The 22,948-nt window shown below is 70.4% G+C and carries 19 protein-coding genes and 2 pseudogenes; 11 read left to right on the forward strand and 10 right to left on the reverse strand.

Annotated features, from left to right (window positions below):
* Positions 1 to 27 precede the first annotated feature (27 nt).
* From NQO67_RS39215 to NQO67_RS39225, 3 genes and pseudogenes are all read right to left on the reverse strand, one after another.
* A complete protein-coding gene (locus tag NQO67_RS39215) occupies positions 28 to 3,354 on the reverse strand; it encodes a leucine-rich repeat domain-containing protein (RefSeq protein WP_255955284.1) in 3,327 nt (1,108 codons plus the stop codon).
* A 241-nt stretch (positions 3,355 to 3,595) separates the two neighbouring features.
* Positions 3,596 to 3,820, reverse strand: a pseudogene (locus NQO67_RS39220) (DNA-binding response regulator); the annotation flags it as partial.
* A 24-nt stretch (positions 3,821 to 3,844) separates the two neighbouring features.
* On the reverse strand, positions 3,845 to 5,449 hold the full coding sequence (locus tag NQO67_RS39225) for an MFS transporter (protein ID WP_255955285.1): 1,605 nt from the start codon (positions 5,447 to 5,449) through the stop codon (positions 3,845 to 3,847).
* A 216-nt stretch (positions 5,450 to 5,665) separates the two neighbouring features.
* On the opposite strand from NQO67_RS39225, the gene NQO67_RS39230 reads away from it, so the two are divergent.
* From NQO67_RS39230 to NQO67_RS39245, 4 genes are read left to right on the forward strand one after another with little or no spacing between them, the layout of a single operon-like run.
* Positions 5,666 to 6,019 carry a protocatechuate 3,4-dioxygenase gene (locus tag NQO67_RS39230; protein WP_255955286.1) on the forward strand — a complete coding sequence of 118 codons (354 nt, stop codon included), beginning with the start codon at positions 5,666 to 5,668 and terminating at the stop codon, positions 6,017 to 6,019.
* 1 nt (position 6,020) lies between these two features.
* Positions 6,021 to 6,899, forward strand: a complete 879-nt coding sequence (locus NQO67_RS39235) for a class III extradiol dioxygenase subunit beta (protein WP_255955312.1) — start codon at positions 6,021 to 6,023, stop codon at positions 6,897 to 6,899.
* Positions 6,896 to 7,609 (forward strand): alpha/beta fold hydrolase, encoded by a 714-nt coding sequence (locus NQO67_RS39240; protein WP_255955287.1) that lies wholly within the window; start codon positions 6,896 to 6,898, stop codon positions 7,607 to 7,609. The genes NQO67_RS39235 and NQO67_RS39240 overlap by 4 nt, the downstream gene beginning before the upstream one ends.
* A 39-nt stretch (positions 7,610 to 7,648) precedes the next feature.
* Positions 7,649 to 7,930, forward strand: coding sequence for a muconolactone Delta-isomerase family protein (locus NQO67_RS39245; RefSeq protein ID WP_255955288.1), 282 nt, complete (start codon positions 7,649 to 7,651; stop codon positions 7,928 to 7,930).
* Positions 7,931 to 7,938: 8 nt separating this feature from the next.
* Here the strand turns inward: NQO67_RS39245 and NQO67_RS39250 are convergent, their stop codons facing one another.
* Positions 7,939 to 8,874, reverse strand: a complete 936-nt coding sequence (locus NQO67_RS39250; RefSeq protein WP_255955289.1) for a helix-turn-helix transcriptional regulator — start codon at positions 8,872 to 8,874, stop codon at positions 7,939 to 7,941.
* Positions 8,875 to 9,268: 394 nt separating this feature from the next.
* Here NQO67_RS39250 and NQO67_RS39255 point away from each other — a divergent pair, with 394 nt between their 5' ends.
* A complete protein-coding gene (locus tag NQO67_RS39255) occupies positions 9,269 to 10,072 on the forward strand; it encodes a SigB/SigF/SigG family RNA polymerase sigma factor (protein ID WP_255955291.1) in 804 nt (267 codons plus the stop codon).
* A 32-nt stretch (positions 10,073 to 10,104) separates the two neighbouring features.
* Here the strand turns inward: NQO67_RS39255 and NQO67_RS39260 are convergent, their stop codons facing one another.
* Entirely contained in the window at positions 10,105 to 11,112 is a 1,008-nt protein-coding gene (locus NQO67_RS39260; RefSeq protein WP_255955292.1) for a Ppx/GppA family phosphatase, read from the reverse strand.
* Between the two features lie 136 nt (positions 11,113 to 11,248).
* Positions 11,249 to 12,175 (reverse strand): helix-turn-helix transcriptional regulator, encoded by a 927-nt coding sequence (locus NQO67_RS44455; RefSeq protein ID WP_255955293.1) that lies wholly within the window; start codon positions 12,173 to 12,175, stop codon positions 11,249 to 11,251.
* Positions 12,176 to 12,488: 313 nt separating this feature from the next.
* On the opposite strand from NQO67_RS44455, the gene NQO67_RS39270 reads away from it, so the two are divergent.
* A complete protein-coding gene (locus NQO67_RS39270) occupies positions 12,489 to 13,352 on the forward strand; it encodes an ANTAR domain-containing protein (protein WP_255955294.1) in 864 nt (287 codons plus the stop codon).
* 41 nt (positions 13,353 to 13,393) lie between these two features.
* Here NQO67_RS39270 and NQO67_RS39275 read toward each other — a convergent pair whose 3' ends face one another.
* A complete protein-coding gene (locus NQO67_RS39275) occupies positions 13,394 to 14,386 on the reverse strand; it encodes an ArsR/SmtB family transcription factor (RefSeq protein WP_255955295.1) in 993 nt (330 codons plus the stop codon).
* A 319-nt stretch (positions 14,387 to 14,705) separates the two neighbouring features.
* A complete protein-coding gene (locus NQO67_RS39280) occupies positions 14,706 to 15,455 on the reverse strand; it encodes a polysaccharide deacetylase family protein (protein ID WP_255955296.1) in 750 nt (249 codons plus the stop codon).
* Positions 15,456 to 15,683: 228 nt separating this feature from the next.
* Between NQO67_RS39280 and NQO67_RS39285 the strand changes: the two genes are divergently transcribed.
* The 3 genes from NQO67_RS39285 (at position 15,684) to NQO67_RS39295 (ending at position 20,367) form a co-directional block, all read left to right on the forward strand.
* The gene (locus NQO67_RS39285; protein WP_255955297.1) at positions 15,684 to 16,469 is read left to right on the forward strand and encodes a single-stranded DNA-binding protein; all 786 of its coding nucleotides are present in this window, start codon (positions 15,684 to 15,686) and stop codon (positions 16,467 to 16,469) included.
* A 158-nt stretch (positions 16,470 to 16,627) separates the two neighbouring features.
* A complete protein-coding gene (locus NQO67_RS39290) occupies positions 16,628 to 18,022 on the forward strand; it encodes an FG-GAP-like repeat-containing protein (protein WP_255955298.1) in 1,395 nt (464 codons plus the stop codon).
* Between the two features lie 347 nt (positions 18,023 to 18,369).
* The gene (locus tag NQO67_RS39295) at positions 18,370 to 20,367 is read left to right on the forward strand and encodes a CDP-glycerol glycerophosphotransferase family protein (protein ID WP_255955299.1); all 1,998 of its coding nucleotides are present in this window, start codon (positions 18,370 to 18,372) and stop codon (positions 20,365 to 20,367) included.
* A gap of 192 nt (positions 20,368 to 20,559) precedes the next feature.
* On the opposite strand, the gene NQO67_RS39300 is transcribed toward NQO67_RS39295, so the two are convergent.
* Complete coding sequence (locus NQO67_RS39300; protein WP_255955300.1) at positions 20,560 to 20,748, reverse strand: hypothetical protein; 189 nt, start codon at positions 20,746 to 20,748, stop codon at positions 20,560 to 20,562.
* 77 nt (positions 20,749 to 20,825) lie between these two features.
* On the opposite strand from NQO67_RS39300, the gene NQO67_RS39305 reads away from it, so the two are divergent.
* Positions 20,826 to 21,326 (forward strand): YfbM family protein, encoded by a 501-nt coding sequence (locus NQO67_RS39305; RefSeq protein ID WP_255955301.1) that lies wholly within the window; start codon positions 20,826 to 20,828, stop codon positions 21,324 to 21,326.
* 192 nt (positions 21,327 to 21,518) lie between these two features.
* Here NQO67_RS39305 and kilB read toward each other — a convergent pair whose 3' ends face one another.
* Positions 21,519 to 21,998, reverse strand: a complete 480-nt coding sequence (kilB, locus tag NQO67_RS39310; protein ID WP_255955302.1) for a plasmid transfer protein KilB — start codon at positions 21,996 to 21,998, stop codon at positions 21,519 to 21,521.
* Positions 21,999 to 22,314: 316 nt separating this feature from the next.
* Here kilB and NQO67_RS44845 point away from each other — a divergent pair.
* A pseudogene (locus NQO67_RS44845) lies at positions 22,315 to 22,948 on the forward strand (winged helix-turn-helix domain-containing protein); the annotation flags it as partial.

Raw genomic sequence — 22,948 nt, forward strand, 5'->3', positions numbered from 1 at the left:
CGGGCTTCGGTGACAGTCCGGTCCGGGTCAGCTTCTAGCCGCAAGAGACTGGCCGGGCAGTCCGCGGTACTGCTGGGCATGGGCGTTGCACAGCCAGAAGACGTCGCCTTCAGGAGTGCTGACCTTGCTCAGGCCACCCCAGTTGCAGGCCGGGTCGAGGGTGAGCAGAAGTTGCTGCATGGCCCGGAACTTGGGGTCGTCGACGGCTCGGACCCTCGTGGGTACGTCAGGGGGACCGCCGCCGTCGGGGAGGTTGTCGGACAGGGTGTCCACGAGGGCCTTGGTCATGGCGATGTCGCTCTCCAGCTGCTTGGCCAGGTCTTCGGAAACCATGCCGATGGCAGCGCCGGCCACCGGCACGGCGTACTTGATGATCTTCAGGATGGCCGTGGCGAAGGGCAGGACTGCCTGCACGCGATCAGAGGTGAGCTTCAGCTCGTAAGGCTCGGCGTCAGGGGCGCGATGCCATGCCCCCGGGGCTTCGCAGTACAGGTGGAGCCGTGCCACCGAGCCGCCCAGGGCACGCCGGCGCACGTACTCGAGGGCCATGACGGTGGGGCAGAGGACCTGGTGCCAGTTCTGGTCGCGCCGCTGTGCGGCCAGGAACGCGCGCTGCTGCTCTGCCAGGGCGGCCGCCTGGATGACCGCACTCTGCGCCTGGGCGTCTGCCGTCTGTTGGAGCCTGGTCAAGCGCGTGGCCTGGTCTTGCCCTTGCCGGAGCAACTGGGTTTGCTGCCTGACGACCGTGGCGAGGGTTTCGTTGAGCTCGGTCGTGGGTGGTTCGATGCCTTCGAGGAGTTGGCGGACGTTGATGTCGTTGATGCTGACGGGGCACTCGATCCTCTCGCGCCGGGGACTGAGCCGGATCCGGGCCTGCAACTGCTCGAGACGGAACTCGTGCGGGCAGGGTGTCCCGTCGGCGCCGCGCTCCGGGCAGGGGACGAGGTAGTCGACGCCCAGGCCGGGGTAGCGGTCCAGGGTCTGCTGGAAGCCGTCCTTGAGGACCGCGAAGAAGTCCTGCGGGTAGGGCCCACGCACCGCCAATTCGGCCGTCTTCGCGTGCTGGTCCAGGGTCAGCAGTGCGACGTGGACACCGTCGGGGTGCTGGAGGAGGACACCGGTGCGCCAGTGCAGGCCGGAGGCGAAGCGTTGCTCGCGGGCGATGAACCAGGTGGGGATGCCCGGCGGCACGGTGTGGAGGCGATAGCGCAGCCGCAGCTCCCGGTGTGTGGACTGGGCAGCCTGCCAGCGGGGTTCGTATGCGGGGGGATCCCAGGGCAGGAGTTCCACGACCAGGCTCGTGGTGGGGTTGTTGGTCCGGTACGACAGGTCGAAGCGCTCCATCATGGCCAGGAAGTGGTGGCGCATCCCCGGATCGAGGTCGGGCCACAGGTCACGCTGGTGGGCCCGCGTGAACAGTCCACCGCCCGCACGCACGGCGCTGTCGGGGTCGTCCAGAACCCTGCTGAGGTAGCCGGTCAGCCACTGCGGGCGCAGCACGACCAGATCGCCGAGTTCGTCCTCTTCGGGGTAGTAGAGAATGTCGCCCAGGCTGTGCAGGGCCGTGGCGAGTCCTTCCTGGTGAGCGGGGTGGGTGACACCGTGCTCGGCCATGATCTCGTGAAGGCCCATGGTGGGGATGTGGTTCTCCGGGTGGGAGCGGATCGCGTCCGCCGCCTCGAGCCAGGTCGTGGGCCAGCGGATACCCATCAGCGGTAGCCCGGCCGCGGACTGGCCGATGGCTTCGCGCACTTCGTCGATCCCCCGGCCCGTGGCGTTGTCGACGCCCAGGCTCTTCACGATCATCCCGGGGTAGGCGCGCTGGAGATCGCCCAAGGGGAAGTCCGGGGGCCGGGGCCCGATATGGGTGGCGACCAGCACGACGGGAGCCTTGGGTGCGCGCGCCTTGATCATGTCGAGCCAGTAGTAGAGCCGACTCTCCCGCCAGCCCACCTGCGCGTCCCAGAGCAGCAGAAACAAGGATCGCTCGCTGAGGAAGAACTGATGCGTGGCGTGGTATATCTCCTGGCCACCGAAGTCCCACGCCGACAGATTCATCGTCACCCCACCAAGCGCGGGGTCCGGGTGCGGCATGTCCAGGGACGTGACACGCAGCCCGTGGGTGCTCTCCTCCTGCGGGTCGAACCCCTCCTCACGCAACGCTCTCAGCAGCGATGTCTTCCCCGCTCGCCCCTGGCCGACGAGCAGGACCTTTGACGCCCACTGACGCACAGAGGCAGTGGCAAGCCCCGCCATGAACGCTTTCACCGCTTCGAGACCGGCAGCCACCACTTCCGGGGGAGGGGTCGTCAAGGGGTTCCGCTCAAGGTTCAGGGTTTTGAGGGGGTCCAGGCTGCCGATCCGGACTGGCAGCGTCGACAACTCGTTCCCCGACAGGACCAGCATGTTCAGGTTGGTGAGATCGCCGATCGACTCCGGCAACGCCGATAGCTCGTTCTCCTCCAGATACAGCGTCTGGAGAGCGGTCAGGTTGCCGAACGACTCCGGCAACACCGACAACCCGTTCCCCGACAGGTCCAGCCATGCCAAGTCGACGAGATTGCCGAACGACTCCGGCAACGCCGACAACACGTTCCCCTCCAGATACAGCGTCTCCAGAGCCGTCAGGTCCCCGAACGACTCCGGCAACCCCGACAACTCGTTCCCTTCCAGGTCCAGCGTCCTCAGGACCGTCAGGTTGCCGAACGACTCCGGCAGCACCGACAGTTCGTTCCCCGCCAGGTCCAGGGTTTGCAGGGCACTGAGGTTGCCGAACGACTCCGGCAACACCGACAACCCGTTCGCCGACAGGTCCAGTTCTTCCAGGGCAGTCAGGTTGCCGAGCGACTCCGGCAGCACCGACAACCCGTTCTCCGCCAGGTCCAGCGTCCCCAGAGCCGTCAGGTCCCCGATCCAGTCCGGCAGCACCGACAGTTCGTTCTCCGCCAGGTCCAGGGTTTCCAGGGCAGTCAGGTTGCCGAACGACTCCGGCAGCACCGACAACCCGTTCTCCGCCAGGTCCAGTTCTTCCAGGGCAGTCAGGTCACCGAACGACGCCGGCAACACCGACAGTTCGTTCCCCGCCAGGTCCAGGGTTTCCAGGGCAGTCAGGTTGCCGAACGACTCCGGCAACACCAACATCCCGTTCTCCGCCAGGTCCAGCGTCTCCAGAGCCGTCAGGTCCCCGATCCAGTCCGGCAGCACCGACAACCTGTTCCCCGGTAGGCGAAGCAGCTTCAGGCTGGTCAAAGCCCGCACATCGGCAGGCACCTCCGTGATCCCCATGGAGCTGAGGTCCAGTACGCCCGTCCGTTCCGCTTCAGCGATGCGGTGTTGGATCTCCCCGTCGTCCACCGTGACTCCCTGATCCCTACGTTCTTGGCTCGTGCGCCGTGAACATGGTCTCCGGACAGGGCTGTTGCCGGGCTGATATCGAAAAATGGACCCATCGTGGGGGATGTGCCGAAGCGGTGCCGCTGCTCTCGACACGCCTGGCCGGCGGCGTATCGCACAGCCGCGGGAACAGCGGGAATCTCGCCTGCGGCCGACCGGTCCGGGGACTGTCCGAGTCGCTGCCCGGGGCCCCACCAGCCGCCTCGGCCCTGCGGCGGGCGGAGGTGCGCCGTTCGGCCCGCGCGCCGGCGCCTGAGGCCGCGAGGTGGGCGATCACCCGGGCCGCCACCTTCGGTGCGAGACGGGCCGCGCCGTCCGCCACGGCCCGTACGCCCGCGATCGGTTCCCCCGGTTCGCCGGACGTGACGAGGAAGCCGGCGGTGCCGTCGCCGAGCGCCCGCAGGAGGTACTCGTCCTCGCCGAACGTCGCTCGGTCGCTCGCCGGCTCGGGCTAGGTCGTCGTGCCGGCCCGCCCGGGCTCGGTCGTGCCCGCCGGTTCCGGCTCGTCGTGCGAGCGCGCGCGGCCGAGGGCGAACACGGTGACCACGCAGCACGCCAGCGCGGCGACCGCGCAGGTCCAGTAGCCGACGGCGTAGCCGTGGCCGAGGGCGTCGACGGCGATCGACGCCGCCCTGCCCGGTACGGAGCCGGGCGGTTGCTCCTCGACCGCCAGCGGGCTGCCGGCCTCGGTGACGAGCTTCGTGGCCGCCGTCCGCACGTCCGGCGGGAGCGAGGACGAGGCGAGGCCACTGGTGAACGCGGCCGCCGACCGCGCCGCCGCGATCGCACCGATCACCGCGGGCCCCAGGGTGAAGCCCAGGTCACGCAGCATGCTGGTGGTGGCGCTCGCCATGCCGGCGAGGTGGTGCGGCACGGTACCGACGACGGTCTCGGTCACGGAGGAGACCGCGAAGCTGAAGCCGACACCGACCAGACCCAGCGGCACGATCAGGGAGGGCAGCGTGGTGTCGCTGATCGGCATCCGACCGGCAAGGAGGTCGCCGAGTGCCATCAGCGCGAAGCCGAGGCCCAGCACCCAGCGTGCCTCGAACCGCGCCATCAGCCACGAGGTGAGCGGCATCAGGAAGATCGTCAGTCCGCTGAGCAGCAGGAAGGCGAAGGCGGTGCGCATCGAGCTCTGATGCTGGACCGGTCCCATCCGCAGGCTCGTCGAGAACGCCGTCCCGAGGAAGGCGAACATCCCGACCACGGTGACCGCGGAGGCCACCGCGAACGCCCGGTTGCGGAAGAGGGTGAGCTGGAGCAGCGGGTTGCGGACCCGCAGCTCGACCACGATGAACAGGGCGATGAACACCGCGGCGACGATGAACGCCCCGATCACGACGGGGCTGTCCCAGCCCTCGGACGCGCCCTGGATGACCGCGAAGAGCAGCGCGCACAGCCCGATGCCGATGGTGATCTGGCCGGCCGGGTCGAGCGAGCGTTCCGCGAGGGAACGGGACTCCTGCGCGGTGACCTTGCTGAGCAGGGCGTCACCGAGGGCGAGGACGACGACGACGGCGAAGGCCCACCGCCAGTTCCCGTAGGTGGCGGTCAGGCCGCCGAGCAGCGGGGCGAGGAAGTTGCCGGTGGAGAGGATGCCCGCCCACAACGCGATCATGCGGGCCCGCTGGGCGGCCGTGCGCGGCCCGGAGACCAGCATCGCGAGGGAGGTGGGGAAGAGCGCGGCACAGCCGATCCCGGCCACGATCTGCCCCGCCCACAGCACGTGCACGGTGCCGGCCGTCCCGGAGATCGCCTCGCCGATGGCGAGCAGTCCGGCGCCGGTGATCAGCAGCCGCTTGCGGCCGAAGAGATCACCGAGCACGCCGAAGGTCAGCTCCAGCACGGTGATGGGCAGCAGGGAGCAGTCCGATATCCAGGTGAGCTGGGAGCCGACGGGATGGAACTCGGATTGGAAGACACCGTTGAGGGTGGCCGGCATGGCCAGGCCGATCTGGGCGAGGCAGACGGCGAAACAGGCGGCCACCACCGTGCCGGTGTGCAGCGTGGCGGGGCCGCCGGTGGCCTTGGACAGGCGCTCACTCGTTGTCATCGTTGTCAACGTTCCCTTGTCCTGTGGGCTGGGCCGGCCGCTCGCAGCCAGCCGGGGCCGGTCCGTTGACGGCACCCGTTTCCCGAGGGACCGTACGTGCGGCACGATATTGGCGCAAGAGTTGCAGATAAGATTGTTGACGATTTCGTTTGCGAGACCTCCCTACTTCAAGGACCCGGTGCTCGCGTCGCACGACGAAGGAGGGGCGGCAGGCGGATGGCGACGGCGAAGAAGGCCCAGGACGACTACGTGCTGGACGTGGCGCAGAGCCGGCGCGGCTACGCGATCAACCGGTTGTGCGGCTCGCTGAAGGACCCGGAGAACCGGCGTCGTTTCCGCGCGGACGAGGCGGCCTACTGCGACGCCTACGGGCTCTCGCCGGAGCAGCGGAAGGCCATCCTGGAACGCGACTGGATCGGCATGCAGGACCTGGGCGGGTCCATCTTCTACACGTACAAGCTGGCCATGCTGGACGGGCGGTCGATGCAGGATCTCGGCGGTGTCTTCACCGGGATGTCTACCGAGGAGTTCACCGCGGCCCTGCGCTCGGGAGGGCGGACCCTTGGCTGAGGTGATCTGGGGGCTCGCCACGTCGCACGTGCCGTCGATCGGCGCCGCGATGGACCACCGCAAGACGGCGGACCCCTACTGGAAGCCGCTGTTCGACGGCTACGCGCCCGCCCGGGAGTGGATGGCCGCGCACCGTCCGGACGTCGCGGTGGTCGTCTACAACGACCACGCCAACGCCGTCGGCCTCGACCTGGTGCCCACCTTCGCGATCGGCACGGCGGACTCCTACGACGTGGCGGACGAGGGCTGGGGGCGCCGGCCCGTGCCGCAGGTGATCGGCGCGCCGGAGCTCTCCGAGCACCTCGTGCGCGAGCTGGTGGACGCCTCGTTCGACATCGCGACGTTCCACAAGCTCGACGTCGACCACGGGTTGACCGTGCCGCTGTCGGTCTACTGCCCCGATCCGGGTGACGCCTGGCCGTGCACGGTGGTGCCGTTGCTGGTCAACGTCATCCAGTACCCGCAGCCGACCGCGGCCCGTTGCCTCGCGCTGGGCAGGGCGCTCGGGCGCGCGATCCGGTCCTTCCCGCAGGACCTGAAGGTCGCCGTCTTCGGCACCGGCGGCATGTCGCACCAGCTGGCCGGGGCGCGCGCCGGCCTGATCAACACCCCGTTCGACCGGATGTTCCTGGAGGCCATCGAGACCGACCCGGACCGGCTCGCGGCCCTGTCGCGCGAGGACTACATCCGTGCCGCGGGCACCGAGGGCATCGAACTGATCATGTGGCTGATCATGCGCGGCGCGCTGAGCGACCGGATCACCCGGATCCACGACACCTACCACGTGCCTGCCTCCAACACCGCCGTCGGCGCGGCGCTGTTCCAGGACCACGGACACCCACCCATGACCGAAGAAGGAACCGAAGAAGGAATGGTATGAGCACTTTCGTCCTGTTGCACGGCGCGTGGCACGGTGGCTGGGCCTGGCAGCGCGTGGTGCCGTTGCTGCGCGCCGCAGGTCACGAGGTGCACGCCCCGACGCTGACGGGGCTCAGCGACCGGGCGCACCTGCTCGCCCCGTCGGTCGGCCTGGGCACCCACGTCCAGGACGTCGTGGCCCTGCTGGAGGCACACGACGCGCAGGACGTCGTCCTGGTCGGGCACAGCTACGCCGGGCAGGTCGTCACCGGGGTCGCCGACCGGATACCGGACCGCCTGGCCCAGCGCGTGTACCTGGACGCGTTCGTCGGCGACGACGGGGAAGCGGGCATCGACCTGCTCCCGGAGAAGGTCGCCGGCCACTACCGCGAGTCGGTCGCCGGGCCCGGGTTCGGCTGGCTCATCCCGGTGCGCTCCCTGACGGTGCTCGGCGTGACCGAGCCGTCCGACGTGGACTGGCTCGCCCCGCGCCTGACCCCGCACCCGTGGCTCACCTACACCGAACCGCTGCGGCTCACCGGCGCCGGCGAGAGCGTCCCGGCGGTCTTCGTCGAATGCACCGACTGGATGCGGGTGTTCCAGGCGCACGCCGAGCGCGCCGCCGCGCGCGGCTGGCCCGTGCACACGCTGTCCACCGGCCACGAGGCCATGGTCACCGCGCCCGCCGAACTCGCGGAACTCCTGCTGAAGGTGTGCCCCGCCACCGCGTGACCGCCCGTCTTCCCACCATCGCGAGACCCCGAGGACACCATGGAATTCCTGGTACGGACGGAGAACCTGCTCCCGCCCGACACACCGGACGACGAACGCGCCCGGTTGCGCGCGGCCGAACGCGAACGCGCCGTGCAGCTACGTGAGGCGGGCATCCTCAAGCGGCTGTGGCGCGTTCCCGGACGCAACGCCACGATCGGTCTCTACGAGGCCGACGATCCCGCCGCACTGCACGACGCGTTGACCTCGCTGCCGATGTGGAAGTGGATGGACGTCACCGTCGAGGCGCTGGCCACCCACCCGCAGGAACAGAAGGGGTAGCAGGCCGGTCACCCCGGGTGGGCCAGCGTCTGGGCCGGAGTGGCGCCGTACGCCTGCCGGTGGTACGCGGCGAAGCGGCCCAGGTTGGCGAAGCCCCAGCGCTGGGCGATGTCGGTCACCGTGGCCTGTCCCTGGCGGGCGGTCCTGAGTTCCCGGTGAGCCCCGGCCAGGCGGACCCGGCGCAGGTAGCGCAGCGGTGTGGTGTGCGCGTGCCGTTCGAAGGCGTATTGCAGGGCGCGCGGTGTGACGAAGGCGGCGGCCGCGATGTCGGCCAGGCCGATGTCGCGCTGGGCGTTGTCGTCGATGTAGGAGATGGCCCGGCGCAGGGTGTCCGGGTGCGCGTCGCGACTGTCCGCGCGGGCCGGTTCGGTGCCGTCGGTGGTGTGCGGCAGGCAGGAAAGGGTCACGGCCGCCAGGTGCCGCAGCGCCGTGCCGGCCACCAACGGGTGCTCGGCGGGGTTGTCGACGGCAGGGAGGACGGTGTCACGGAGGTAGCCCACCGTGGCGTGCAGCAACCGGTTGGCGGCGGGGCTGATCGCCCTCGTCCCGGTCAGCCGCACCGGGCCCTGGCCGGCCCCGACGACCCGGCTGAGGTGTGCGGGATCGAAGGACACGATCGTGTACTCGGCGGACCGTACGTCACCCCGGTAGGGGCGATCGGGCTGGGCGACCAGGAACGTCTCCCCCGGCCCGCAGGCCTCCTCGCCGCTGGTGTGGACACCGCGGTGCACGGAGACCAGGCACAACCTGTCCAGAGGCGCGGCGTCGTAGTGCATGGTGTAGTCGAACGACAGTTCGTCGACGGTCAACTCGCCCACCGTGCGACGGACGATCCGGGCGCCGGTGTCGTCGGGGCGGCCCCCGATCCTCATCGGGGTGTAGGCCTCGGACAAGTACGCTTCCGTCTCCGCCAGGCTGTCGCTGGCGAACGCCGTCTGATGCACGGCAGACCCACCTCCTGACTGGCCCTCGAACCTGCACGGCCGGTGCCGTCGCCTCGAACCGCCACCACTTCGATCGCCCCCGCCGCCCCTGCGGCAGCGGACTCCGGGCGTGCACCGTCTTCCCAGCGTCCGCCTTCCCCCACCGCACGCGGAGCAAAACACCCGCCCCAGGTCATCGCCCTGCCGATCCGCGGAACGAAGCTCCGGCAGGCAGCACCCCGGCAGGCGGGAGGCGTGCGAGGCGTTTGCCCACCAAGGCCACGGGCAGGCGAACGGCAGTGCTTGAGACCGACAGGCGCGTCTGCGGGAGCGGTGTGTGCCAGACGTGTCCTCACTGCTCCTCGCAGGTCACCGGCTGACGACAGCTTTGACGACAGCTTTGAGGAGCGACCCGATGGTCCACCCGACGGCCTCTCACCACCGGCACGACGACGCACCCGACACCGACCGCACGTTCCAGCGGCTGGCCTCCTGCCCGGCGGGCCGGGAGCGCGACACGCTACGTGCCGAGCTGGTCGAGGCATGGCTGCCCATGGCCGACCGCCTCGCCGGCCGCTACCGCAACAAGGGGGAGAACCCGGAGGACCTCAAGCAGGTCGCGGCCATGGGCCTGGTCAAGGCGGTCCAGCGCTACGACCCGGAACGCGGCGCCTTCGAGTCCTACGCCGTGCCCACCATCAACGGCGAACTACGCCGCCACTTCCGTGATCACACGTGGGACGTGCGCGTCCCCCGGCGCGTCCAGGATCTGCGCAACGCGGTGCGCATCGCACGCCGTGCACTCATGGACGCGCCGGGCAGCACCGGCGAACCCACGGTGCACGACATCGCCGAGCACTCCGGCCTGACGGTGGAGGAGGTCCGCGAGGGAATGGGCGCCCTGGAAAGCTACAGCGCCCTGTCCCTGGACGCCGAGACCGGCACCGGCGACCGCTTCAGCCTCGCCGACACCCTCGGGCAGGCCGAGCCCGGCTACGACCTCGTCACGGACCGGGAGGCCGCGAAGGAGGGCCTGCGAAAACTGGCCGAACGTGAACGCACCATCCTGTACTTGCGCTTCTTCGAGGACATGACGCAGGCCCGGATCGCCGAACGCATCGGCGTCTCCCAGATGCACGTCTCCCGCCTCATCACCAACAGCTGTGCCAAGGTCCGCGACCACGCCCACCGCGGCCACGCCCACCGGGCCGCCGGCTGAACGGCGGACGTCAGCTCGCCGCCGGTCCGGCATCACATGGCGGCGCACATGGCCGAGCCGACCCTCGGGGAACGGCCCGGTTCGCGCTCATGGGGCCAGGCGAGGGCGTCCCACCACGCCTCGCCCTCCTCGATGTGGCGCAGCAGGATCCCTTCGCGGACGGCCCAGGGGCAGATCGTCAGCCGGCGGACGCCCATCAGCTTCATGGCGGTGTGCCCCACGAGGGCGCCGGCGAGCGCCTGCTCGGCCCGCGGTGCGGAGATGCCCGGCAGCTGAGCCCGCTCCTTGGCGGGGAGCTCCGCCAGCCGTTGCATCGCCCGGCGTAGGTCCTTGCGGTGCAGCTCCCGGTGGACGAACGGTCCTTGCCGGCCGGGGGGTGCGCCGCAGAGCCGGGCGAGCTGCGTGAAGGTGCGCGAGGTGGCCACGGCGGTCTGCGGGGCCTCCCAGCGGATGCGCGCGGCGACGTCGCGCAGTTCGTGCCGGATCAGCCGGCGCAGCGCCTTGACCGCGAGCGGGTCGGGTGGGTCCTGCTCGCCCAGGTGGTCGCGGGTCAGCCGGCTCGCGCCCAGCGGCAGCGAGAGGGCGAAGTCGGGCAACCGGCCACGGCCGAACGCCACCTCCAGCGAGCCGCCGCCGATGTCCAGCACCACCAGCGGTCCGGGCCGCCAGCCCATCCACCGGCGCGCGGCGAGGAACGTCAGAGCCGCCTCCATCTCGCCCGGCAGCACCCGCAGTCGTACGCCGGTCCGCTGGAGCACACCCTCGAGGACATCCGCGCGGTTGGGTGCCTCGCGCACGATGGCCGTGGCGAAAGCGGCGGGTTCGCCGGAGCCACGGTCCAGTGCCTCCTGCCGTGCGTCGCCCACGGCACCGGCGAGCCGCTCCAGGGCGTCCGGGCCGATCGACTCGTCGGGCTCCACGAGTTGGGCCAGCCGCAATCGGCGTTTGGCGGTGTGCACGGGCAGCGGCGCACCGGCGTCCGTGTCCGCGACGGCCAGCCGCACCGTGTGGGAACCCACGTCCACGACGCTCATCCGCATGAGCCCGAACTACCCCGACGCGGGCCGGCCACACCGCCCACCGCAATGCCGGATGGTCACCACGCGGCTTTCGAGCCACCTTCCGAGCGGCCGAGGACCGGGACTGACCGGGACTGACCGGGATTTCCGCTGGTCGCTACGGCGCGGGCGCTGGGCGGTTGAGGGTGGTGGAGGGGTAGGTGCCGTAGGCGGCGCGGTAGTAGTCGGCGAACCGCCCGGGGTGGGTGAAGTGCCAGCGTTGGGCGATGTCGGTGACCGTGTGGGTGGTGGGGCCGGCGTGTTGCAGGTCGGTGTGGGCGCGGGCGATGCGGGTGTCGCGCAGGTAGCCGAGCGGGGTGGTGTCGATGCCGGCGAAGGCGTACTGCACGGCCCGCGCGGTGACCCCGGTGGCAGCGGCGATGTCCGCCAGCTCCAGGGGCTGGTCGGCGTGGATCTGGATGAAGTCGATGGCGCGTTGCAGGGTCGTGGTGCGGTGCTGGCCGTTGTCGCCGCGGTACTGCGGCATGCAACCGAGCAGGCTGGCGGCCAGCAGCCGGGCGGAGGAGTCGAGCAGGACGGAGTCCTGGCCGCCCCCGGGCGTGTGGTCGAGGACGTTGTGCAGGCAGGCGACCGTGGCGTCCAGCTGCTCCGCCGCGTCCGGGGCGACCGGAAGGTGCTCGACCTCGCGGAAGTGGCCAGCGGACGGCGGCGCGTGCGGGTGCGAGGTGTCGACGACGGCGGCGTCGAGCCGTGTCTCCTGCCCGCTGTCCGGCCGGACGGCAGCGTCATGGCGGTGCGGCAGGCCGCGGTGGCACATCAGGGCGACGTCGCCGGCGGCGGGCGGCTGGCGTACCACGCGTCGCATGCGGTGCGGTCCCGTCGCCGGCTCGAAGGGTGCGAAACGCAGGCACAGTGCGTGGAAAGGCGGGGCGTCGGCGTCGCGGGGGTGTGCGACGACGACCTGGTCGACGCTGACGGCTCCGGTGGTGACGTGCGCCAGGCAACTCGTGCCGCTGCCCGCGCCGTGCAGCGCGATGCGACCGTAGAGGTGGGCGAACGGGTGCCGGTATCCAGGCGCGTGCACGGAGATCATCCCTGAGGCGAAGAGTCGGGGCGTACGCGGAGCTGAGCGTTGGGGCGTACGCGGACCTCACGCTTACCCCTGAATGCGCACACCATGCGTATCCGGCGCGGATGCGGCGGCGCGTGCTTCGTTCAGCGGACAGCAACGGCCCGGACCTGGGAAGCAGACGCTTCGTTTTCCGGGCTGCACAGGTGCGGCTCCGTTCACGACGATGGTGAGGGGGGCGGTCTGGAGGTGCTGGACCCGGGTCCGCCCACCGTCGCCAGACCCGCCGGCCGGCCCCTGCCCGAACCACGACCCGCGGGAGGCCCGCATGTCGCACACCGTTTCCGCCCCCTCCGCCCCCTCCGCCCCTTCCTCCCCCGCGACGCACGCGGAACTGGCGGTGCGCAACCGGGAGATCGCGCGTCGCGGCATCCGCGACGCGACCCGCATACTGGCCGGTCGCTACCGGCTCCCCGACCGCTCCGCCGGATTCACCCTGCTCCGGGAGGCGTCGCAACGGCACAACGTCAAGCTGCACACCGTCGCCGACGCGATCAACCACATCCGCGCACCCGCGAGCGCCAGGGCGTGGTTCCCCGGCCGGGCCCGTGCCGCACCGCCGGTGGCCACGGCCCTGCACTGGAACCCGGTCGCGGGCCGCACCCGCGACTGGCAGTACGGCGACTTCACGAAGCAGGTGCTGCGCCAGTCCCTGGCCGTCGCCGGCGCACAAGGCGGCTCGGTGCACGTCGTCGAGTCCGACCTGCTCCGCCTGGAGCACCAGCACAACCTGGACGGCCCGTTCAGCGACTGCTTCGCGTTCGTCCGGGACACCGACTCGCTGTCGTACCGGCAGCTGGCGTCCACCTCCCAGGTCACCGTGCGCGACCTGCGGCACGCCGGACACTTCCTCGACGCCGGGCCGCACACCGCTCTGCTCCGGTCCGGCGCCCGGGCCTGCCACAGCGTGCCGCTGCTGGACGGGGAACGCCGGCTGATGGGCGTGGTCTGGGCGCACTACACCAGACCCCTGCCGAGCACCCTGCGCGATCCGCAACTCATGGCCCTGAACACCCTCGGCACCCAGGCCGGCGCCTGGCTGTCCTGGCACCGCCGCACCGTCGTCCTGGACGCCCTGGAACACCTCCACCACCTCGCCACCCACTACCCGTCGGCTCCATGCACCGGATGACGTGCACGGTCAGGACCGGGCGGGCGAGCGGGACCTCGGACTCACGCCTCCGGCAGGGTGCTGTCCTCCGGCACGCCTGGGGTGCTGCCCGCGGTGCCGGTGGAGGCGTTGAGGAGGGCGATTCCGGCGGAGGTGGGCGCGTGGAGGACGTTGCTGCGGTGCCGGCGCACCGTGGTGAGGCCGGCACCGCGCAGGACGGAGGCGTGCTTGCTGGCGCTGGCCAGGGAGATGGCCGCCCGATGGGCGAGTTCGGTGGTGGTGCAGCCGGCGTGTTCGGCGATCACGCACAACACGGCGGCGCGCGTGCGCCCGAGCAGGGCGGCCAAGGCCTGCGAGGAGCCGTTGGACGTGGCGGTGGTGAGCGCGAAAGGCAGCGTCGGCACGGGCTCGTCACCGCCGAGCGGGAAGGTCAGCCAGGGTTGCGGCTCGGCACCGGAGTTGATGGTCGAGGCCGCGAACAGCGAGGGGATGAGGAGGAGACCGCGGCCACCGAGATGGACGTCGAGACTGTAACGGTCGCTCAGAAGTTCCAGGACGGGGGGATTCCATCGGATGCGGCCGGGGCTGAGATGGCTGAGGAGGCTCTCCACTCCGCCCTTCGTCAGGTGGTGCATCCGCACGGCCCGGTCGGCGCGCGCCAACCGGTCGATCCTGGGCCAGTACGGTGCGAGCATCTGCTGATGGGCATGGCCCAGGACGTCGACCAACCGTTGGAAGAGTTCGGGCTCTCCATCCAGCCGGGCCGCCCATGCGGGAACCCGGCCCTGCGACTGGCGCTGCAACCCGGCCCATGCCGCCAGATCCTTGCGGAGATAGCTCACCGGGGTGCTCCGCACCTTCTCCAGAACCTCCTCCGGGCTGCCGGGCATCGCCGGCGCGAGGAAGTCGACAGACCAGCCGTCCGCAGGGACCAGCTCGAACAGCGCGCGTGCCTGGGGTTTCAGGCGCGTGAAGGTCTGCTGCCGCCAGGCGTCCAGGCGCACCCGATGCTTGGAGCCCTGCACCACCAGAAGCGCCCGGTTCAGTTCCACCATCGGATACGGTCCCTCCGACAGACGGACGCGAACCAGGTCATCCGCCGTGAAGTGAATACGTATCGTCACAGCGGGATACTACGAGACGACCCCCGGAGCAGGGTGGCGGCGGGTCGCGAGGGCCGAGGGCGTCCTGCTCGGCGTCGAGCACAACCGTCCCCTCCTGGCGTGCCCTTCGCTGACCACGCGAGGTACGCGACGCGGGATGAGGACGCGGGATGGGCGGGGGGACGCGCGATAGGCGAGACGGGGACCGACGCGGGGCAGGCGGGCGCTGGGGAATACGCAGGACCCGGGTGCGGGCGTCGATCGCCGGGCCTCAACGCACCGGGAACCCGCAGGTGTACCCCTGCTGCTTCAGCCACGGCAGGATCTGCTTGAGGGCGGCCACGGTCTGCGAACGGTCTCCGCCCGCGTCGTGGAAGAGGAGCGTCGGCCCGTTGGCGATCTCCTGCTTGACGGTGGCGACGATGGTGTCCACGCCGGGGCGCTCGAAGTCCTTGGTGTCGACGTTCCAGCCCAACGGCCGCATTCCCCGGGACGCGGCGAGCTTCCGGCTGTACGGGGTGAAGGCACCGCCCGGAGCCCGGTAGTACATCGGCGTGACACCTCCGGAAGCCTTCGTGATCATCCGTTCGGCGTCGAGGATCTGCTGCGACTGGTACTCCTCGGACTTCTTGTCCATGGTGACGTCGTGCGCCACCGTGTGGTCACACAGCCGGTGCCCGGCCGCCACCACCTGCTTGACCAGGTCCGGGTACTCCTGCGCCTGCGTCCCCACCATGCAGAACGTGGCCTTCACCCCGTTCTCTCTCAGGACTTGCAGCACCTTGGGCGTCCAGGTCGGGTCCGGCCCGTCGTCGATGGTGATGTTGACGCCCTTGGCACCGCGGTCCGACGCATGGGCGATGTCCACCGACACCGGCGCGGAGGCGGCCACCTTTCCCCAGCGGCCCTTGATCGGTTCCTTCTGCGCGGCCCACACCATGGGTGCCGCGGCCAGCACCGCCACGCCCACCGCCATGGCGATCAACCGGCCATACCATCCGCGTCCGCCCTGCCCTGCCATGTCCGCCCACCTCCGTGCCGTCCCTGGTGTCCTGTGCACCCGTCAGGATGGAGCTGGAGGGCCCGGCGATCCCTCCGTTACCGATCACGGACAAATCCACGGGGCTTCCGTGACAAGCCCGGTCGGCCGGCCACGAACCCGCCGACCAGGTGGGACAACAGAGTGGTGATGCTTTGGCCAACGCCGTACGCTCCGCTTGATCACTTGAAGACTCCGGGGGGAATTCCCATGCCCAGAACCATGCGCCTTGCCCTGCTCGGCACCGGCGTCGCACTGGTCGCCACCGCGATCAGCGCGACCACCGCCCAGGCGGAGGACGGCGGATCGGGCGACATCACCATCGACAAGGTCGTCGTCAACGGCGGCAAGCCCGTCGTGGTCGGCACCACCAACGTGGTGTCCGCCAAGGTCGCCGTGACCGCGTCGGACGACTCCGGCATCGCCGAGACCACGTACATCAGCGCCTCGGGTCCGAATCCGAACTACGCGCAGATCTGGTACGACGACGGCGACATCACCTGCGTCAAGGCGAGCGCCACCACGTCGACGTGCACCGGCACGCTGACGTTCGACCCGCAGGCGACCACCGGCTTCGTCGACAACGCCGCGGCGGCCACCTGGGACCTCGCCACGCTGGTCTCCGCCAACGACTACGACTACATCCACCGGGACGCGGCCACCACGTTCAAGGTGCAGCGCTACTCCAAGCTGACGGTCAACGCCGCGCCGGAGCCGGTGCAGAAGGGCAAGACCATCACGGTCACCGGCAAGCTCTCACGGGCCAACTGGGAGGACAACGCGTACCACGGCTACATCAACCAGCCGGTGAAGCTCCAGTTCCGCAAGAAGGACAGCACCACCTACACCACGCTGAAGACGATCAAGTCCGACTCGACGGGCAACCTCAGGACGACCGTCACCGCCTCCACCGACGGCTACTTCCGCTACAGCTTCGCCGGCACGGCCACGACTCCGGCGGTCAACGCGGCCGGCGACTTCGTGGACGTCCAGTAGCCACGCCCTGAGGGCAAGTCCCACCGAGGCTGACCACCGTGCCCCAGGGACCGTGCGCTGCCCCCCTGCGCAACCACGCTCCGCGATACAACCCTTGGTGACGGTGCCGGGTCTCACGGGGTAATCGACCGGCAGACCAACACTCGGGGGATCCTTACATGCTGTCGAAGTACTTGACGGTGCGCCGGGCCGCGCCGCTGCTCGTGGCCGGCGTCATCGCCCTGGGCGCCGGCCCGCTCAGCACGGTGGGCCACGCGGCGGGCAGCGGCGACGGGCGTACCGACTTCAACGGCGACGGCTACGCGGACCTGGTCGTCGGCGCCCCGGCGGGCACGATCGGCGGCCAGGGCCACGCCGGTTACGTGGTGGTGATGTACGGCGGACCCGACGGGCCCTCGGCGACCCGGTACTCCGTCATCAGCCGGGCGACGGGCGGCATCCCCGGCGACCCCGTGAAGGACGAGCGTTTCGGCGCGCAGGTGTCCAAGGGCGACCTGGACGGCGACGGCTACGCGGACCTGGTCGTCAGCGGGACCGGCAAGGGTTCCGTCATCGTGTGGGGCGGCTCCGCTGGACTGTCCGGCGGCACCGCCGTGCCCGGTTACGGCTCGGCCAGCCAGACCGGCGACTTCAACGGCGACGGGCAGCGCGACCTGGCACTCTTCCAGACGAGCGTCGCCCCCGGCGACGACCCGATGGGCACGACGGCCGCCATCTGGTACGGCCCCGTCTCCCGCACCGGGACCCCCGCCTCCTCCACCACCCTCGACAACCAGGACCTGGGCTACTTCGACGTCTGGGACGCCGTACCCGGGGACGTCGACCACGACGGCCGCACCGACCTGGCGCTCTCCGTCTACTGCGGCGAAGGCACCTACTGCACCCGGCTCTACCTCGGCGCACCTTCCGGCCTCACCTCCACGCCCTCGGGAACGGCTCCGGAAGGCTGGCAGGCCATGGCCCTGGGCGACGTGAACGGCGACGGCTACGCCGACATGGTGACGGGCAACGCCATGGACAACCAGATCACCGTGGCCTACGGATCCGCCTCCGGCCTCACCGACCCCACCACGTGGCAGACCTTCACGCAGGACACCCCCGGCGTGCCCGGTGCCGACGAACCCGAGGACGGCTTCGGCACCTCCGTGAGCGTGGGCGACGTGACGGGCGACGGCTACGCCGACGTCGTCGTGGGCTCCCCCGGCGAGGCGCTCGGCACCACGCAGGGCGCCGGAGACGTGACCCTGCTGCACGGCGGCCCGTCCGGCCTGACCGGCGACGGCGCCCAGGTCATCACGCAGAACACCACGGGCGTCCCCGGAACCGCCGAGGCGGGCGACGGCTTCGGCAGCCGCGTCCGGCTCCTGGACACGGACGCCGACGGCCACGCCGACCTGGCCGCGGCCGCGACCGGCGAGAACAGCGGCACCGGTGCCGTGTGGGCGCTGCACGGTCAGCCGACCGGCATCGTCCCCGACGGGGCACTGGTCGTCGGCCCCGTCACACTCGGCACCCCCGACACCGCGGCGTCCTTCGGCTCAACGCTCCGTTGACCTCTGCGTTTCTTGACCTCCGCGCGGCCGGTCCAGGCTCTCTGCCCCGGGCCGGCCGCCCGAGCCGGCCGCGACCGGCTGCCGAAGCCACTGCCGCCGGCCGGAGTCAGCCTGCCCCGGGCAACAAACCACCCCCGGGCCGCTGACCTGGGCAAACCACCCCCGACCACTCCCCACGGATCACGACCCGCTTCCCCCAAACCAGGCGTACAACTCTTCACCCCCCTTCCGAGTCGAACTGGCATACACGTCGAAATGACGTACATAAGGCCGCTCGTCCCGGGCGAGCGGCCTCGGAAGAGAAGGCCCTGCCCATGGTGATCCGTCGGTTGTGTGGAGTCCTACGCGTGCGCGGGGCGATCGACCTGCTCCTCGTCCTCCTGCTCGGCGCCGGTTTCGTCATGCTCCCGGTGCTCGCCCTGCTGCCGTCGCCGTGGGCCTTCATGGCGGCGGCGGCCGTGACGTACGCGGTGGACGAGGTGCTGCACGAGCGCGCTCCGAGTTTCGTACGCCGGCTGGCGGCGCTGCACCTCGATCGCACCATGCGGTTCGCCATCCGCACGGTGATGCTGCTCGCGCTGGCCAGCCGGCTGGACGCACCGGGCGAGGTGCTGGTCACCGCCCTCGCCGTCTTCAGCGGTCACTACGTGATGATGATGCTGTACGCGGCGGTGCACCACGCCATCCGCCGCCGCAGGGTGGTGCCGCTGGTGGTGCGCAACCTGGACCTGAGCGCGCTGCGCATACCGCGGCAGCCGTCACCGGTGCTGTACAGACGCCACTTGCGCAAGCTCCTCCACCTGGACGTGCCGGCCCACGCAGGGCTCCTCGGCGCGCTCGTCGCCGGCACCTGGGAGCCGGCCTTCGCGGGCTTCGCGCTCACCGCGGGTGTCGCCGTGGCCGCTGTCCTCGCGATACTGGCCCAGTACCGCAAGGCGCGTCGCATGCCGTCACGTGACGAGGTGTTCGCCGAGGTCAACCGCCAGCTGGCGGGACACCGACCGCAGGTGGCGCTCTACTTCAGCTTCGCCGCCGTCTCCCGCGACTTCATGTACCAGGTCAACATGTGGATCGAGACGCTCGAACAGCTCGACCTGCGCCCGGTGATCATCCTTCGGGAGAACGCCTCGTTCCGCCACCTGAGCCGCACCTGGCTCCCCGTGATCTGCGTGCCGAGGGCCGACGACCTGGCCAAGCTCGACCTGTCCGACGTCAGGGTCGTGTTGTACCCCGGCAACGCGGGCAAGAACGTGCACATGCTCCGCGTGGCCGAGGCCAAGCACGTCTTCATCGGGCACGGCGACAGCGACAAGCTGGCCAGCAGCAACCGGGTCAGCAAGGTGTACGACGAGATCTGGGTGGCCGGCCGCGCGGGACGGGACCGCTATCGGCGGGTGCGGCACGCGATCACCGACGGCGCGATCGTGGAGGTGGGTCGCCCACAGCTGTCCCCGATCCGCCTGCACGCCGAGCACGTCCCCGGTCCCCTGCCCGTCGTCCTCTACGCACCCACCTGGGAGGGCTGGAGCGACGACGACTGCCACACCTCCCTGATCCCGATGGGCGTGTCCCTCGTCGAGAAGCTCCTGGCGGAGAACGTACGGATCATCTACAAGCCGCACCCGCTCACCGGCAAGCGCTCGCCCGAGGCCGCCGCAGCCGACAAGACGATCCGCACGCTGCTGCGTGCCGACAACGAGCGACGCGACCCCGCGGAGGCGAAGGCCGCGGCCACCGCCGCACGGCCCCGGCTGGCGGAAATCCGAGCCCGTCTCGACGAACTGGCCAACCGGCACGGCGGCGACGACGCCGAGCAGCTGCGCGAGGCCCGGGTGCCCGACCACATCGGGGCGGCCGAGTGGCAGGAACTGCGCGCGGAGTGGCACCGGATCTTCTGGGAGACCCAGGGCACCCGTCGCCACAACGTGATCCTGAACCAGCTCCCGAACCTCTACGAGTGCTTCAACCAGGCGGACATCCTCATCAGCGACGTCTCCTCGGTGGTCGCCGACTTCGTGGCCGGCCTCAAGCCATACGCCCTCACCAACGCCCGCAACCTGCCCGACCACGAGTTCCGGGCCGCCTACACCACCGCGGGCGCCGCCTACCTCCTCGACCTCGAGTGCACCCGCCTGCCGGAGATCCTCGACTCGGTCCGCGCCCCACACGCCGACCCGATGGCCCTCGACCGCCGCACCCTGAAGGAGTACGTCCTGGGCCCCGACCACCCCACCTCCATGGAACGCTTCAACTCCGCCACCAACGCGCTGGCCGCAAAGGCGGAGGCGGAACGCGCAGAAGCCACGCCGGAGGCGGCCCAGGACCTCTCGGCGACGCCGCTGTAGCGGTTGGGTCGGCGACAGGAACGCGGTGACAGGAGCGCGGTGACAGGAGCGCGGTGAAACAAGGCAGCCCAGGCAGCGCAGGCAGCCGAGGCATGCGGCCCGGGCCTTACCTCGGAGGCGGCTGACGAGAATGGAACTCGCGCTTCCGGTGCGCTTGCGGTCCGTTTGGGGGCGGGCGGTGCGCGGCGGTACCTACCGCTTCTGCGCTCGGTAGCGCTTCATCAGCGCAGTGATCCGCGCGTGGTCCGCAGGACCGTTGAGTTCGCGCACGAGATCGTCAGGACACAACTCGTAAAGCTCGCCCCACCACCGACGCCCCCGGTTGTCCCAGATCCGGTAGCCCCCAGGCACGCCCCGGGCAACGTAACGCCTCCTGCTCACCATCCCCCCTCCCCCGGCAAGGCCGTGCGATGGCCGGCCCAGCGGCTGCTGTCAGCGGCCTCACCTAGTCTCCCGCCATGAGCATGATCGGTGAGTACGTACGTGTCACGGCTGCTGAGCTCTACCGAGCGATCCAAGACCCTGATTGGGCACTGAGCCTCGTCGAAGAGATCCAGGACGCCGAGGAGGAGCCAGAGCCAGCACCTACGGAAGCCCGCCACTTCAGCACGTACAAGACCTGGGACATGCTCCGTTTCCTGCTGGCACACGCGGACTTCCCGGTGAACGTGATCCACGGCGAGGAGCCGTTCGCCGAGGACGAGGACTGGGGCTACGGCCCTCCGCGGTACCTGCGGCCCGAACGCGTCCGGCTGGCAGCCCAAGTCCTTCGCACCACCACGTACGACCAGCTCATCGACGGGGTGGAACCTGCTGAACTGACCCGAACCGAGGTCTATCCCATGGGCTGGGATGAGCCCGGAACGCTTGAGTGGGGACGCCCCTGGTACGGCGACCTGACGCAGTTCTTCGAGGCCGCCGCTGCGGCGGACGAAGCAATGCTCGTATGGCTCGACTGAAGCGCACCCAGCCTGGGAGGCCGTCTCGCTCGGGGCTGCCTCGCACAGCCGACCGGGTGGAACGGCGACACGGCGGCCGTGCCCGGGCTCGGACGCTTCTACCGTGATTCCCCGCCCGCCGTTCTGGGCAGCGGCGCCCAGCGTCTTCCGGTGCTTTCCGGATGCGTCGGCCGTCCTCGACCCGTGAAGCACCTACCCGTGAAGCACCGAATTGGCTGCGGCGACGAAGCCGTCACACGCGACCTGGGCCGCCTGTCCCCGGCGGAGCATGTCGTCCCTGTCGTCGGTGCGGATGATGAAGCTGGTGAGTTCCAGCACCTGGATGGCCCGGTCGGCGAGTTGCTGCACGTCCGGACGGCTGCTGGCGAGTTTCAGGCGGCAGGCGCTGGCGCGGGTCTCCACATAGAGACGGTACGAGTCGGCTCGTGTTTCCCGGGCCGCCTGCCCCTCAGGCTCGGTGTGCCAACGCGTCCACCTGTCGTACTGGGCGCGACGGTAGTCCTCGGCAAGGGCGATGAACTCGGCGCAGCCGTCGAAGAGCCTCTGCTGCTGAAGTCGCCTCTGCTGGCTGGTCTCAGCACGTCGGGCCGCCTTGTCCTGATACCGATGAGCGACGACGGAACCCAGCAGTGTGCCGATCACGGCGAGCGCGCCGGCGATGATCCCCTCCACTCCGACAGAGCACCATGGCAAGGCTCGTGACCGCGAGTCCCATTTCGGGCACCTCGCCCGCGCCACCGACGCTGGTTCTGAAAGGTTTCCCGTATCGGACCCGCGGTCCATAGCGCGGGTTTCCTTGCCGTCGACACGGCCACAGCCACGACGCACCCGGCCACCCCCGAGGGCCCAGCGACTGCTGCCGAACACCAGGGGTTACTGCTCCTTGCCTTGGGTGTTGCCGGGGATCTTGAGGAGCTACTGAACTTGATTGAGTGATGTCGGGGCCGGTCGCCAGACAGCGCCGGGTCGGCTCCGGTAGCCCTGGGGCGTGAGGTACGCGCGGGGCGGCGGGCTGACCGACGCTGAGAGGGCCGCGCGGGGAGCGGATTCGGCTACAGGCCGTGGAACCCCTTCGAGAGCAGGGAGAAGAGCCGGGAGATCGCTGCCGCGTTGCGAGTAACCGAGCGGTCGTTGGAGCGGCGGCGGCGGGCCTGGCGCGAGCGGGTGAGGTCGGTGTCCGGTCGAAGGGTTCACCGGGCCGCCCGACGCTCGGCACGAACCAGATCGCGCTACTGGCACGGGAGTTGGAGCGGGGCCAGCTTGCGCATGGCCGGGCAGAACAACGGTGGACACTGGCACAGGTGAAGACGCCGGTCGGCCGACTGTTCATCACGGTGAAGGGCACGTGTCATACAGGGTGGAGGGCACGTGGCGGTTACTGAAGCGGCACGGCTGGTCGTGGCAGCAGCCCGCCCGGCGGGCGATCGGGCGTGACGGTGTGACGGTCGAGGTGAGAAGGGGACCTGGCCCCGGGTAGGAGCATCGCGGCGGCGCTCGGGGCCTGGCTGGTCTTTGAGGATGAAGCCGGGCAGTCGATGACGCCGCCGCATGCCAGGACACGGGGACCGGATCGGCAAGACGCCTGTCGTCCGGGTGCGTGGTCGGGGATCAGGGCGCCCGGA

The organism is Streptomyces odontomachi, assembly GCF_024435355.1.
Classification (GTDB): domain Bacteria; phylum Actinomycetota; class Actinomycetes; order Streptomycetales; family Streptomycetaceae; genus Streptomyces; species Streptomyces odontomachi.